The 13980-nt window shown below is 76.6% G+C and carries 11 protein-coding genes and 1 pseudogene; 4 read left to right on the forward strand and 8 right to left on the reverse strand.

The genetic code is table 11. The features are described 5' to 3' along the window. Positions 1-88: 88 nt before the first annotated feature. The 7 genes from CS2_RS15385 to CS2_RS15415 form a co-directional block, all read right to left on the reverse strand. Positions 89-1075 carry a PDDEXK family nuclease gene (locus tag CS2_RS15385; protein WP_070320645.1) on the reverse strand — a complete coding sequence of 329 codons (987 nt, stop codon included), beginning with the start codon at positions 1073-1075 and terminating at the stop codon, positions 89-91. Positions 1076-1274: 199 nt separating this feature from the next. After that, positions 1275-2678, reverse strand: coding sequence for a cellulase family glycosylhydrolase (locus tag CS2_RS15390; protein ID WP_070320646.1), 1404 nt, complete (start codon positions 2676-2678; stop codon positions 1275-1277). A gap of 186 nt (positions 2679-2864) precedes the next feature. Next, complete coding sequence (locus tag CS2_RS15395) at positions 2865-4031, reverse strand: alpha/beta hydrolase (protein WP_156442163.1); 1167 nt, start codon at positions 4029-4031, stop codon at positions 2865-2867. 199 nt (positions 4032-4230) lie between these two features. Next, positions 4231-6195 (reverse strand): acetate--CoA ligase, encoded by a 1965-nt coding sequence (gene acs / locus CS2_RS15400; RefSeq protein WP_070320653.1) that lies wholly within the window; start codon positions 6193-6195, stop codon positions 4231-4233. Positions 6196-6398: 203 nt separating this feature from the next. Then, complete coding sequence (locus CS2_RS15405) at positions 6399-7265, reverse strand: hypothetical protein (protein ID WP_134852477.1); 867 nt, start codon at positions 7263-7265, stop codon at positions 6399-6401. Positions 7266-7479: 214 nt separating this feature from the next. Beyond that, positions 7480-8331, reverse strand: a complete 852-nt coding sequence (locus CS2_RS15410; protein WP_082740283.1) for a formate/nitrite transporter family protein — start codon at positions 8329-8331, stop codon at positions 7480-7482. Between the two features lie 74 nt (positions 8332-8405). Then, on the reverse strand, positions 8406-9860 hold the full coding sequence (locus CS2_RS15415; RefSeq protein WP_070320649.1) for an NAD-dependent malic enzyme: 1455 nt from the start codon (positions 9858-9860) through the stop codon (positions 8406-8408). Positions 9861-9967: 107 nt separating this feature from the next. Here CS2_RS15415 and CS2_RS15420 point away from each other — a divergent pair, with 107 nt between their 5' ends. Together CS2_RS15420 and CS2_RS15425 are read left to right on the forward strand one after the other, a co-directional pair. Next, complete coding sequence (locus CS2_RS15420) at positions 9968-10447, forward strand: NUDIX hydrolase (RefSeq protein ID WP_070320650.1); 480 nt, start codon at positions 9968-9970, stop codon at positions 10445-10447. Next, positions 10444-11307: a Fic family protein gene (locus CS2_RS15425; protein ID WP_070320651.1), complete on the forward strand. Its 864-nt coding sequence runs from the start codon at positions 10444-10446 to the stop codon at positions 11305-11307. The genes CS2_RS15420 and CS2_RS15425 overlap by 4 nt, the downstream gene beginning before the upstream one ends. Positions 11308-11591: 284 nt before the next feature. Here the strand turns inward: CS2_RS15425 and CS2_RS15430 are convergent, their stop codons facing one another. Next, positions 11592-12458, reverse strand: a complete 867-nt coding sequence (locus tag CS2_RS15430; RefSeq protein ID WP_082740284.1) for an HAD family hydrolase — start codon at positions 12456-12458, stop codon at positions 11592-11594. Positions 12459-12742: 284 nt separating this feature from the next. Between CS2_RS15430 and CS2_RS15435 the strand changes: the two genes are divergently transcribed. Then, the gene (locus tag CS2_RS15435) at positions 12743-13462 is read left to right on the forward strand and encodes a CpaE-like family protein (protein WP_070320652.1); all 720 of its coding nucleotides are present in this window, start codon (positions 12743-12745) and stop codon (positions 13460-13462) included. Between the two features lie 155 nt (positions 13463-13617). Further along, positions 13618-13980, forward strand: a pseudogene (locus tag CS2_RS15440) (TadA family conjugal transfer-associated ATPase); the annotation flags it as partial.

Below are 13980 nucleotides of genomic sequence, written 5' to 3' on the forward strand. Positions count from 1 at the left end.
GCTCGTCCGTGGGTGGGTGGGTGGGTGGGTGCCCGGAGGGGGTGCACGCCCGTCGGGCGACGTGCGTCTGTCGGTGGGTGCGCGTCCGTCAGACGGCGTCGTCGGGGGTCGGGCGGGCCGCGAGGGACCTGACCCGCGCCGGCTGGGGCGGGGCCAGGCGGCGTAGGAGCCGAGCGCGCCCGCGTGCGGTGAAGGTCGACTGGTCCAGCAGGGCCGCCCACCGCCGGAGCCGTTCGGGGACGTGAGGTCGTCCGAGTGCCCGGTCGAGGTCGTGCAGCACCTCGGCGGGTCGGTCGCACAGGTCGGACGCCGTGAACCCCCGACGGGTCCAGCCGGCGCCGACGAGGGCGCGGTCGCGGCGCAGGTCTGCGCGGTGCTGGTCAGCCGTGCGGTGCACCGCGCCGTCGTACTCGTGGATCGTCGTCGTGCCCTCGAGCCACAGGTCTGCACGCGCGACGAACCGACCGGCGTCGTCGTGGACCGTGTGCTGGGGCACGACCTGGACGTCGAACGCCACGTGCATGAGGCGAAGCACGCTCTCCCAGGGTGACTCGGCGCGTGGATCGGCCAACATGAGGGCCTCGCGGAGCGCGACGACGCCGCGCCGTCGCGGTGTGCAGACGGCGCGGACGTCCTCGACCGTGCAGCTCGAGCGCAGCGCCGAGTCGACCAGGACGACGAGGTCGAGCAGGGCCAGGTCGCGCGCGCACGCCAGCAGGGTGTGGGCAGGGTCGGCGACCCGCACGCCCCGGACGTCCGTCGCAGGCACCGGACCATGGGTGCGGGTGACCCGGACGCCGGGCCGACGCGTGCGGTGGGTGGTGGCCGGTTGGTCCACGAGGAGCGGCAGCTGCGGCGCCATCGTCGGCGTCCACCAGCCGTGGAGGGCGGCGGCCGTCAGGTGAGAGACGACCGCCGTCGACGGCAGCACGACCTTCCACGCCAGCAGCGGGTCGAGACCCGAAGGGCGGTGCAGGCCCCACGTCACGCGTTGCCAGCCGCGACCCGGGCGGCGCCCTCGTCGTGCGCCGTCGGCCGGAGCCGCGGCGCCGTCGTGCGCGCTGACGTCGGTCATGACGTCAGGCTGCCCGCCGACCTGCCGCGGTGACCGGCACCGTCGTCGCCCGTGGACCGAGCGAGCTCGACGACCGGTCCTGTGGTCGGCTCGGCTCACTCCGGCACTCCGGACCCCGGCACTAGGCGCACGCCGGCCGGGGGTGGTCACGCCCCGCCGGCCCCGCCCGGGCGTCGGGCGGGGCCGGCGGGAGCAGGGGTCAGCGGCAGGTGACCGGGATCGTGCCGGTGGGGGCGGTGCCCGAGCCGATGAACCCGTAGGTCGTCGACTGGCCGGCGCCGAGCGCGCCGTTCCACGCGGCGTTCGCGACGGTCTGCAGGCCGCCCGTGCTGCTGAACGTGCCGCTCCAGCCCTGCGCGACGGCCGCGCCGCCCGGCAGCGTGAACGACGTGGTCCAGCCGGTCAGCGCACGCGTGCCGGCCGTGACCGTCACCGAGCCCTGGAAGCCGCCGGGCCACGCGCTGCCGACCGTGAGCACCGCGCTGCACGCACCGCCCGGCGTGGCGGTCGGCGTCGGCGTCGGGGTGGGTGTCGCGGTGGGGGTGGGCGTCGGAGTCGGCGTGGGTGTCGGGGTCGGCGTGGGCGTCGCTCCCGAGAAGAACGTCGCGGTGCGGGCGGTCGAGCGGATGCCGTTCGGCCCGTCGAAGATCAGCCGGCCCCAGTCGGTCTTCTGCGCGGGGTCGAAGTTCCGCACCATGTCGAGGTACTCGACGCCGCCGCTGTTGCCGGACCACGACCAGCCGTAGTAGCCGATGCCGCGCTCGACGGCCTCGCGCATGATCGTCGCCTCGTCGGGGTCGCCGTCCGAGTGGTCGTGGCCGAACTCGCCGATCACCAGGGGCAGCCCGGCGTCCTCGAACGCGTCGAGGTAGGCGGTGATGGTCGACGCCTGCGCGTAGACGCCGTACATGTGCACGGAGAACAGCGTGTTGCCCTCGGGGTCGGCCGCGGCGACGGTCGCGGCCGTGTCCCGCATGACGCCCTTCCAGTCCTGCCCCCAGTTGGGTGCGTCGACCACGATGTTGTGCCGCAGGCCAGCGGCGCGGACCTTCGCGATCGCGGCCGACGTGGCGGTGGTCCAGCCCGTGACCTGGGGCTCGTTGTTGCCCGTCGGCTCGTTGCCGATGTTGATCTGGACGAAGTCCTCGGTGCCCTCGAGCACGGGCTTGAGGGACACGAAGTAGTCGGCGGCGGCGTCGAGGCTCACGGCGCCGGCCTGCTCGCCGTACCCGGTGGTGTCGTGGTTCTCGAGCATGCACACGAGCTGGTTGTCGCGGCACAGCTCGATGACGTCCGCGACGTCGGCGGCGCTGTTCGCCGTCCAGCGCCCGCCGGACAGCACGACGCGCAGCGCGTTCGCGCCGGCGGCGCGGATCGCGGGGATCGCGGTGGGCGTCTGCGACGTGTACCAGGTGTGGGCGTGGCTGACGCCGCGCGCGACGAACGGCGTGCCGTCGCGCTCGACGAGCTGCGTGCCGGAGACGTGCAGGCCGACGGGGTCGGCGGCGGAGGCGGAGGCGGTCGTGGCGGCGGCCGTGAGCCCGCCGACGGCCAGCAGCGCGGCGCCGCACGCGGCGGCCGCACGCAGGGAGGTGCTCTTCATGGACGTCCTCGTTCCGCGAAGGGTGTCAGGGAGCACCCGGCCGCGGGCCCGGGGGCCGCACGGTGCGGGGTGCGCCGTCAGACAACCAGCGCGCTCGGGAGCCCTCCATCGGTGAAGCGTTTCGTCGACCCCGCGGAAGCAAGCGCTTCGACCGGCCGGTCCGAGCGCAGCGGCGAGGCTGCCCCGTCAGGACGCCGCGAGGTGCTCCGACGCCGTCACGAGCGCGTACGGCAGGGTCGCGCGCGCCATCGTCCAGGTGTGCGTCTGGCCGGGCTCCTCGCGCCACACGACGTCCACGCCGCGGCCCGCGAGCGTCGTCGCGACCTGGGCCGCGTGCCGCACGCTCATGCTGTTCTCGTCCGCGGGCACCGAGAGGAACAGCGTCAGCGGCGACGGCAGCGCGATCGTCGGGGCGTACTTCATGACGTCGTGCGCGTCCCACTCGGCCTGCGTCGCGAGCATGGCGTGCCCGCCCTCGCCCGGGTCGGCGTAGGGGCCCATCGCGAGGATCGCGGCGAACTGGTCGGCGTGCCGCAGGCCGTGGTCGAGCGCGCAGTACCCGCCGGACGAGAACCCGCCGAACGCGCGCCCCGACCGGTCGGCGACCGTCCGGTAGTGCGCGTCGACCCACGGGACGAGCACGTCCGTGAGGTAGGTGTCGACCTGCGAGCCGCCCGTCGTGGAGTCGAGGCACTCGGTGTCGCGGGGCGACGGGCCCGTGCCGTTGACGTCCGGCGCGACGACGATCATGGGCTGCACCCGGCCGGCGCGGATGAGCACGTCCATCGCCTGCGCGACGTTGCCCGCCGCGAACCAGTCGCCCGACGCGCCCGGGCTGCCGTGCACGAGGTACACCACCGGGTAGCGCGTGGCGGCGGCGGGGTCGTAGCCCGGCGGGGTGTAGACCCAGGTGAGCGAGTCGGTCGGCATGCGCAGGTCGGCCGGCGCGGGCACGTGCGTCGCCGTCGACGCGCCCTGCCCGGAGCCGCCGCCGCGTTCCTGCGCGGTGCCGTGCTTGAGCCCGGGCGCCTCGCCGAAGCCCCACGACGCGAGCGAGACGCGCAGCGCGAGCACGTTGGGCACGTACCCCGCGATGACGTTGGCGGTGAGGCCCAGCCCCAGCACGGTGACGAACGCGGAGACCGCGACCCACGGCCACCCGCGGCGACGGCGGCGGCGTCGCACCACCGCGAGCACCACGAGCGCGACGACCAGCACGCCCGCGCCCACGACGCTCCACCACGACGACAGCCAGTCGCCGCCGCCCAGGAGCTGCCGCATGACCGCGCGGGGGATGACGTCGGGGCGGGGCAACGACGAGACGTCGATCGGGGTCGTGGGGAGAGTGCTCACCCCACCAGCCTCGCGCACCCCGCTGCGGGGCGCCTGCACTCCGCCTGGGCGGGTCCTGTGAGCGACCCGTGCGCGGGGCGCGCAGGCCCGCGGGGCATGACCCGCGGACGGTGCCGCGACCCGCGGCGCCGGAGCGCCGCGGGTCGCGTGCCGTGTCAGCCGTGCGCGGTCGTGGCCGGGCCCGGGCGGGACGGAGGGGTCAGTCCGCCGACGCGGCCGGGCGGGCGAGCCCCGCCGAGATGAGGTCCATGACCGACGAGTCCGCGAGCGTCGTCGCGTCGCCGACCTGCCGGTGCTCGGCGACGTCGCGCAGCAGGCGCCGCATGATCTTGCCGGACCGCGTCTTGGGCAGCTCGGGGACCACGAGGATCTGGCGCGGCTTGGCGATCGGCCCGATCTCCTTGGCGACGTGCGTGCGCAGCGTCTCCTGCACGGTCGCGGCGTCGGACGACGCGGCCTCGGCGGCGTCGCCCCGCAGGATGACGAACGCGACGACCGCCTGCCCCGTGGTCTCGTCGGTCGCGCCGACCACGGCCGCCTCGGCGACCCACGGGTGCGCGACGAGCGCCGACTCGATCTCGGTGGTCGACAGGCGGTGACCCGACACGTTCATGACGTCGTCCACGCGGCCGAGCAGCCAGATGTCCCCGTCGGCGTCCTTCTTGGCGCCGTCGCCCGCGAAGTACAGGTCGCGGAACCGGGACCAGTAGGTGTCGCGGTACCGCTCGGGGTCGCCCCAGATGCCGCGCAGCATCGACGGCCACGGCTCGGTGACGACGAGGTAGCCGCCGGCGCCGTTGGGGACGGGCTTCGCGTCGTCGTCGACCACGTCCGCCGCGATGCCGGGCAGCGCGACCTGCGCCGAGCCGGGCTTCGTGGCCGTGACCCCCGGCAGCGGGCTGATCATGATCGCGCCCGTCTCGGTCTGCCACCACGTGTCGACGATCGGCGTGCGGTCGGCGCCGATGACGCGGCGGTACCACATCCACGCCTCGGGGTTGATGGGCTCGCCCACCGAGCCGAGCACGCGCAGGCTCGACAGGTCGAACCCGGCGGGGATGTCCTCGCCCCACTTCATGCACGTACGGATCGCGGTGGGCGCGGTGTACAGGATCGTCACGCCGTACTTCTGGACGATCTCCCACCAGCGGCCGCGGTGCGGGGTGTCGGGCGTGCCCTCGTAGATCACCTGGGTCGCGCCGTTCACCAGCGGCCCGTAGACGACGTACGTGTGCCCGGTGATCCAGCCGACGTCGGCCGTGCACCAGTACACGTCGGTCTCGGGCTTGAGGTCGAAGACGTTGAGGTGCGTGTACGCGGCCTGCGTGAGGTAGCCGCCCGTGGTGTGGAAGATGCCCTTGGGCTTCCCGGTGGTGCCCGACGTGTAGAGGATGAACAGCGGGTGCTCGGCGTCGACCTCGACGGGCTCGTGCTGCGGCGACGCGACGTCGACCGCCTCGTGCCACCAGACGTCGCGGCCCGGCGTCCACTCGACGGGCTGGCCCGTGCGTCGCACGACGAGCACGTGCCGCACGCTCGGCGCACCCTTCGCGAGCGCCTCGTCGACCGCGGGCTTGAGCGCCGACGGGTTGCCGCGCCGGAAGCCGCCGTCGGCCGTGACGACGAGCGTCGCCTCGGCGTCGAGGATGCGGCTGCTCAGCGCCTCGGCCGAGAACCCGCCGAACACCACCGAGTGCGGTGCGCCGAGGCGCGCGCACGCGAGCATCGTCACCACGGCCTCGGGGATCAGCGGCAGGTAGATCGCGACGCGGTCGCCCGTGCCGACCCCGAGCGCCGCCATGGCGTTCGCGGCCTTCGACACCTCGCGCTGCAGGTCCGCGTACGTGAGCGTGCGGGTGTCGCCGCCCTCGCCCTCGAAGTGCAGCGCGACCCGGTCGCCGCGGCCCGCCTCGACGTGCCGGTCGACCGCGTTGTACGCGGCGTTCAGGCGCCCGTCGGCGAACCAGCGCGCGAACGGCGCGTCCGACCAGTCGAGGGTCTGCGTGAACGGCGTCGACCACGTCAGCAGGTCCCGCGCCTGGTCGGCCCAGAAGCCCGGACGGTCCGCGTTGGCCCACGCGTACAGGTCGGCGCCCGCGTTGGCCTGCGCGGCGAACTCGCTCGACGGCGGGAACCGGCGGTCCTCGGTGAGCAGGTTCTCCAGGCCCTGCGTGGCCTGCGGATCGTGCGGCGCCTCGGGGGTCTCGGGTGTCGTCGGGGCGTCAGACTGTTCGGTCACGGTGTCTCCTGCGCAGCGGCGTCGGTGCGGCGGTGGTGCTGACCTGGGTGGTCCTCGTGAAGGGACATTAGCCCCGGTCCGGACAGGTCCGCACCGGAACGCGTCCGGAGGGCCCCGCGGGGGACGTCTCAGTGCGCGCGGTTGCGCTCGCGGAACACGCCGAGCCGGACCCCGTGGCGCCGGGCGAGCGCGACGACCACGCCCGCCGTGAGCAGCAGCGCCCCGGCCACGATCGCGGTGCCCGAGGTGCCGGCGACGGTCACCTGCGTGACCGTGAGGCGCCACGTGTCGGCGCCGACGACGTCGAGCGACGCCGTGCGCGCGACCCCCGGTGCGTACAGGTAGACGCCGCCCAGGACGCCGAGCACGAGGCCGGCCGTGAGCGGCACCGCGGCCGTCCACAGCCCGAGCACGAGCAGGGCGGCGAGCAGCAGCACGCCGGCCGTCACGAGCGCGATGCCCAGCAGCTCGAGGGACGCGTCCCAGCGGTCGGCCTGCACGACCAGGATCCGGCTCTGCCCGACCAGGGTCAGCGCGAGCGCGAGCGGGGCGAGCACGAGGCCCACGAGCACCCCGAGCACGTGGGTGCCCGCGTGCGGCGTGCGTGGCGCGTTCGGGTCCGGGAACAGCTCGTCGTCGTCACGCTCGGCCCGGGGCGGGGACGGGACGGGCGCGCCCGTGGGGGGTGCCGTGCCGGTGCCCGGGTCGTCGCCGGCCGGTGACGACCCGGCCGCCACCTGCGTGGGCGCCGTGCGGTCCCCGACCGACGTGCGCGCGGGGGCGTGGCCGGACGGCGGAGCGCTCGGCGGCGCGGCTGCCGGCGCGGGCGTGGCTGACGGGTCCGCGGCGGCCGGGCGCGAGGTGCCGGGCGCGACCACGGGGTCGGGTGCGTCGGCGGCGGGCTCGGGCGGTGCGGGGGTGGGTCGCGCGACCGCGTGCCGCCCCGTGTCGGTGTCGGCGTCGTCGTCCGGGCGCTTCGGGTCGGAGGTGCTCACGGCGTGCTCCTCGGGTCGCGGCCGCGTGACGCGCGGCGCCTGCGGCCACGCTATTGCGCGCGTGCGCGCCACGCCGCCCGTCGCGCGCGGCGCGTCGGCGACACGCACCGGGCCCGCCCGCGGTCGGCGGGTCGGCCGGACCCGACGGCAGCGGACCCGACGGTCGGCCGGAGCCGATGGCCGGCCGACCCCGATGGTCGGCCGGCGCCGACGGTCAGCGGGTCGCGGCCCCCGCGGCCTCGGGCCGCGGCGCGTGCGCGGCGTCGTCCGGCACGACGAGCGTCTCGGTGGCGACCACGCGCCGGACGCCGTACGCGTACGCGGCGCCCACGAGCAGCCCGCCGCCGATCGTGTTGCCCAGCCCGACCGCGAGCACGTTCCGGGCGAACTCGGCGACGGTCGCGTGCGGCAGGCCGCCGTACAGCCCGAGCGAGAACGTCGTCATGTTGGCCACGACGTGCTCGAAGCCGGACGTGATGAACACCAGCACGCACGCGAACACGGCCGCGATCCGCGCGATCTCGCTGGTCAGGCGGGCCCAGCACCACACCGCGAGGCACACCATGACGTTGCACAGCACGCCGCGGACCACGAGCTGCAGCGTCGAGGCCTCGGCCTTGTGCGCGATCATCCGCGCGATCGCCTCGCCGCCGGCGGTGCCCGGTGCCAGCACGCCCGACACGTGCAGCAGCCCCGCGAACGCCATCGCACCCAGCAGGTTGCCGGCCAGGCACGCGAGCAGCGTGAGCCCCGCGCGCCCCCAGCCGACCCGGCCGAGCATCGCGCCCTGCGTGAGGATCATCATGGCGCTCGTCGCGAGCTCGCCGCCGGCCACCAGCACGACCATGAGCGCGATGCCGAACACCGCCCCGTTGACGAGTGGCGCCCACGGCGACCCGGCGACCGTCAGCGGACCGCCGGCGGTCACCATGATGAGCACGCCGATGCCGATGTAGGCGCCGGCGAGCATGGTGCGGACGAGGAAGAGCCCGGGGGTGCGGGTCAGCTCGACCTTGTGGACGGCGCCGTCGCCGTGCGCGGCGACGGCCTCGGGGATGCTCAGCACGCGTCCATCGTCGTGCGTGGTCGGAGCCCGGACGTGGGACGAAAGTTCCGGCGGTCCGGGTGGACGCGCGGGGGTCAGCCGTGCTCGCGCAGGCGCACCGCCGCGATCTCCCCGGTCGCGGCGCGCGGCTCGCGGCCCGCGCCGTCGGCCTCGGCCGCGCGGCGCACGGCCGCCGCGACCACCGACGTCACGTCGGGGTGGAACACGCTCGGCACGATGTACGTCGGGTTGAGCTCGTCGGGCCGCACCGTCGACGCGAGCGCCTCCGCCGCCGCCAGCAGCATCGCGTCGGTGATGCGGTGCGACTGCGCGTCGAGCAGGCCACGGAACACGCCCGGGAACGCGAGCACGTTGTTGATCTGGTTGGCGAAGTCCGACCGCCCGGTCCCGACGACGGCGGCGTGCCGTGCGGCGTCGTCGGGATCGACCTCGGGCCGCGGGTTGGCGAGCGCGAACACGATCGCGTCGGGCGCCATGCGCGCGACGTCGTCCCCGGTCAGCACGTCGGGCGCCGACAGCCCGACGAACACGTCGGCCCCGACGACCGCGTCGCGCAGCGTGCCCGTGACGCCCCGGTGGTTCGTGGCCTCGGCGGTCCACCGCAGCGACGGGCTCAGCCCGGGCCGGTCGCGGTGGATCACGCCGTCGACGTCCGCGACGACGACGTCCCGCGCGCCCGCGGCGAGCAGCAGCTTGAGCACCGCCGTGCCGGCCGCACCGGCCCCGGACATCACGACGCGCACGTCCGCGAGCCGCTTGCCGACCACGCGCAGCGCGTTGCGCAGCGCCGCGACCACGACGATCGCCGTGCCGTGCTGGTCGTCGTGGAACACCGGGACGTCGAGCCGCTCGCGCAGCCGGCGCTCGACCTCGAAGCAGCGCGGCGCCGAGATGTCCTCGAGGTTGATGCCGGCGAACGCGGGCGCGATCGCGACGACCGTGTCGACGATGCGGTCGACGTCGGTCGTGTCGAGGCAGATCGGGAACGCGTCGATGTCGGCGAACCGCTTGAACAGCACGGCCTTGCCCTCCATGACGGGCAGCGCCGCGAGCGGGCCGATGTCACCGAGGCCCAGCACGGCCGTGCCGTCGGTGACCACCGCGATGGTGTTGCGCTTGATCGTGAGGCGGCGCGCGTCCTCGGGGTGCTCGGCGATGGCCTGGCACACGCGTGCGACCCCGGGCGTGTACGCCATCGACAGGTCGTCGCGGTTGCGCAGCGGCACCTTCGACTCGATCGACAGCTTGCCGCCCAGGTGCATGAGGAACGTGCGGTCGGACACGCGCTGCACCGTGACGCCGTCGAGTCCCTCCAGCGCGCGCACGACGTCGGCCGCGTGGTCGGCGTCACGGGTCGCGCACGTGACGTCGACCGTCATGGTCTCGGTGAACGACGCGGTGACGTCGAGCGCCGTGACGATGCCGCCCGCACGCTCGATCGCGGTCGTGAGGTCCGACACCGCCGTGGGACGGGCCTGCACCTCGAGGCGGGCGGTGATGGACGACGACACGGAGGGCGCGGAGACCATGCCGACATTGTGGACGCGCGCGCCGTGGCGCGCCCGGGGGCCGGTGCGCGCGTCGCACCGCCCCGCCGGCCCGTCGGGCCCGGCGGCGGGGGCCGTAGCATCGGCGCGTGCCCACCCCGCCCTTCGTCCTGGCCCTGCGCGAGCGCGTGGGGCACGACCAGCTCTGGCTGCCCGGCGTGACCGCCGTCGTGCTGCGCGAGCACGACGCGCGTACGCAGGTGCTGCTGGTGCGCCGCGCCGACACCGGCGAGTGGACGCCCGTCACGGGCATCGTCGACCCGGCCGAGGAGCCCGCGGTCGCGGCGGTGCGCGAGGTCCTCGAGGAGGCCGACGTCGTGGCGACCGCGCAGCGGCTCGCGCACGTCGGCGTCGTCGGGCCCGTCGTGTACGACAACGGCGACCGGTCGGTGTACCTCGACCTGACGTTCCGGTGCCGCTGGGAGTCGGGCGTGCCCGCACCGGCCGACGGCGAGAACACCGACGCCGCCTGGTACGACCTCGACGACCTGCCCCCGATGTCCGCGTCGATGCGCGCGCGCCTCGACGCCGCGCTGCCCGAGCGCGGCGAGGCGACGTTCACGGCGTGAGCGGCGCCGCGCCCGACCCGCTCGCCGACCTGGCCGCGCTCCCCGGCGTGCGTGACGCGGTCGACGCCGCGCGCGCCGCGTGCGAGGAGCTGCGCTGGCACGAGGCGTTCCGGCGGCGCTGGCGCGAGGTGCGCGCCGAGGCCGGGCTGCGGGCCGCCGCGGCGTCGGCGGCGCTGGACGGCGCGCCCGTCGGGGTCGAGGCGCTGCGTGCGTGGGCGACCGGGACGTCCGCACCCGGCGGCGGGGTCGAGGCGGTCGCGGCGGGGGCGCTGCGCGCGCAGGCGCTCGTCGAGCGGCACCTGCCCGACCTGGGCGCGCGCCCCGGGGGCGCCGTGGTGCCGCTGCCGCAGCTGGTCGCGCGGCTGCACGCGGCCGCGGGCGCGGGCGTCGTGCCCGACGCCGACCTCGGGCGGCCGCGGACGGGGGCGCCGGGCGACCTGCGCGGCCTGGGGGAGGCGCCGCCGCCGGCGGTCGCGAGCGACCGGGTCGCCGCGGTCCTGCGGGACGCCGACGCCTCGCGCGCGCCGGGCCTCGTGGTGACGGCGGTCGTGCACGCCGAGCTGCTCGCGGTGCGGCCGTTCGCCGGGGCCAACGGCGTGGTCGCGCGGGCGCTCGCGCGGCTGCTCGTGACGCGCACGGGCCTCGACCCGACGGGCACCGTGCTGCCCGAGGAGGTGTGGTGCGACGCGCCGCCCGCGTACGTCGCCGCGGCGGCGCGCTACGCGGCGGGCGACGTCGCCGGGGTCACGGCGTGGCTCGTCGCGCACGCCGACGCGGTCCGCCGCGGTGCGCTCCTCGCGCGCGGCGTCGCGGACGAGGTGCTGGCCGGGCGGCACGCGGGCGCGGGGCGGGGCCGCTGACGGCCGGCCGAGCGACGTCGGGCACGCCCACGCACGACGACGGCGCCCCGAGGGAGCGCCGTCGCGTACCGACGACCGGAGAGTGATCATGCGTGCAACGTCGCGGTCGCTCCGGGACGAGCCCGGTCGACCGGCCCAGAGGGGGGCCATCCTGCGCGTGGGTGCTCTCGCGGTCGTTCAGTTGTGACCCCGTCCTACACCCGACGCACGCGGCGGGGCAACGGTCCCGTGCGTCCTCGCAGGACCCCCGAGCGTGCCGCCCGGATCGTGGGACGCGACGACCGTCAGGCGGGACGGCGCCGCCGGTGCCACCACCACGCCGCGAGCACCACGGCGACGCCCGCCGCGAGGACGGCGCCCGACGTGACGCCCACGCGGCGGTCGAGCCGGCGCAGCGGCACGGGCCGTCGGAACGTCAGCTCGGCCCAGCCCTCGGCGAGCGCGAGGCGCCGCAGCGCGCGGTCGGGGTTGACGACCGCGCCGTGGCCGACCGCGGCGAGCATGGGGGCGTCGGTCACGGAGTCCGAGTAGGCGAAGCACGCGGCGAGGTCGTAGCCGCGCGCGGCGGCGAGGTCACGGATCGCGGTCGCCTTGTGCTCGCCGTACGCGTAGAACTCGATCTCCCCGGTGTACCGCCCGTCCTCGACGGTCATGCGCGTCGCGATCGCCGTGTCGGCGCCGACCAGCGCCGCGATCGGCTCGACCACCTCGGCGCCCGACGCCGAGACGACCACGACGTCGTGGCCCGCCGCCCGGTGCCGCGCGATGAGGTCGAGCGCCTCGGCGTACACCGTCGGGTCGATCGACTCGTGCAGCGTCTCGCGGACGATCGTCGACACCTGCGCGACGTCCCAGCCCGCGACGGTGCGCGCGAGCGCGGCGCGCAGCCGCTCGGTCGACGTCTCGTCGGCACCCCCCAGCAGGTACGCGAGCTGCGCGTACGCGGACGCGACGACCGAGCGGCGCGTCAGCAGGCCCTGCGCGAGGAAGCCCTTGGAGAACGCGGTCGCCGACGACGTGGCGATGATCGTCTTGTCGAGGTCGAAGAACGCGGCGACGCGCCCGCGCGGCGCCGGCCCGCCGCGCGCGACGGGGTCGACGGGCAGCGGGTCGACGGGGTCGACGGGGACGGGGTCGACGGGGACGGCCATGACGCTCCGCGACGCTCGGGGACCGGACGTGCGCGAGCGTAGCGGGAGCCGCCGACGCACGGCCCTCCCCGCCGCGGGCCCGCCCTCCGCCCTCGGCAGGTGGCGGGCCCGTCCCGCGTGATCGCGCGCGAACCGCGGGACCCCGGGCGTCGAACCGACCACAGTCCCTGTCGCGGTCGAGGACTCCCCAGATGGCGGCCGCGGGCCGACGGCGGTGGGTGCGGCGCGCGACGATCGCACGGCCATCCGCCCCACGGCGGCCGCCCGGACCGGCAGGAGCACGCATGGAGCACGCCCGCAGCGCCACCGTGGTCGGGGTCGTCGGCGCAGGCGGCGGCGTCGGCGCCTCGACGTTCGCGGCGCTGCTCGCGCGCCGCCTGTCCCGCGGCACCGCCACGGCGCTCGTCGACCTCGACCCCGCCGCCGCGGGCGTCGACGTCGTGCTCGGCCTCGAGGACGTCGACGGCGCGCGGTGGCCCGACCTGCGCGGCGCCGGCGGCGACGTCCCCGGCGCCGACGTCCTCGCGCTGCTGCCCCGCTGGGGCGCGTGCGCCGTGCTGTCGGCCGACCGGATGCGCCCCGAGCCCGTCGACGCCGGCGTCCGGGTCGACGTGCTGCACGCGCTCGCACGCACGGTCGGGGCCCTCGTGCTGGACCTCGGCCGCGGCTCCGTCGTCGAGGGCGACGCGCCGCTGCCCGCGTGCGACGCGGTCGTCGTGGTCGCCCGCCCCGACCTGCGGTGCGTCGCCGGCACGCTCGCGCTGCGCCCCCGGCTCGCCGCGTCCGGCGCGCCGCACGGGCTCGTGGTCCGCGGCGGGGGCCCCGCGGGGCTGGCCGCCGCCGACCTCGCCGACGCGACCGGTCTCGACGTGTGGCACGCGGGCCGCGACGACCGCGCCCTGGCGGCGCGCGCCGAACGGGTCGGGCTCGGCGGACGCGGACCCGCCACGCGCGCCGCGGAGGCCGTCGCGCGACGGCTGACCAGCGGCGGGGCCGGGTGGTGAGCCCGGACGAGCGGGGCGCCGTGGTCCCCGCCGTGCGGCGGTCCGGTCCACAGCACGGCGCCACGTCGGTCACGTCGGTCACGGCTCGGGGCGCCGGGCCCGTGCCCTGCGACGCCCCCGCGCGGCGTCCGGTCCCGCCCGCGGTCGTCGCCCGGGTGCGCGACGCGCTGCGCGAGGGTGCGCCCGCCGCCGGCGGACCCGTGGGCGACGGCATGACCCGCCTCGTCGACGCGGCGCTGCGTGCGGGTGGCACGCTGCTCGGCCCCGTCGCGCTCGCCGAGAGCGTGCGCGCCGTCGCCGACGAGCTGCTCGGCGCGGGCCCGTTGCAGCGCTGGCTCGACGACCCCGCCGTCACCGACGTCCTCGTCAACGGCCCGCGCGACGTGTGGGTCGAGCGCGCGGGACGCCTGCGCCGCGTCGACGTCGACCTCGGCGCGCCCGCCGACGTCCGGGCGCTCGCGGTGCGGCTCGCGGCCGCCGCCGGACGCCGCCTCGACGACGCCGCCCCCACCGTCGAC

The organism is Cellulomonas iranensis NBRC 101100 = JCM 18110 (assembly GCF_001552375.1).
In the GTDB taxonomy this organism is placed as follows: domain Bacteria; phylum Actinomycetota; class Actinomycetes; order Actinomycetales; family Cellulomonadaceae; genus Cellulomonas; species Cellulomonas iranensis.

What these genes read in the sequence shown, in the direction of transcription:
- CS2_RS15385 (WP_070320645.1), bottom strand. Translation starts at nt 1,075, where the DNA reads ATGACCGACGTCAGCGCGCACGACGGCGCCGCGGCTCCGGCCGACGGC.
- CS2_RS15390 (WP_070320646.1), bottom strand. Translation starts at nt 2,678, where the DNA reads ATGAAGAGCACCTCCCTGCGTGCGGCCGCCGCGTGCGGCGCCGCGCTG.
- CS2_RS15415 (WP_070320649.1), bottom strand. Translation starts at nt 9,860, where the DNA reads ATGGTCTCCGCGCCCTCCGTGTCGTCGTCCATCACCGCCCGCCTCGAG.
- CS2_RS15430 (WP_082740284.1), bottom strand. Translation starts at nt 12,458, where the DNA reads ATGGCCGTCCCCGTCGACCCCGTCCCCGTCGACCCCGTCGACCCGCTG.
- CS2_RS15435 (WP_070320652.1), top strand. Translation starts at nt 12,743, where the DNA reads ATGGAGCACGCCCGCAGCGCCACCGTGGTCGGGGTCGTCGGCGCAGGC.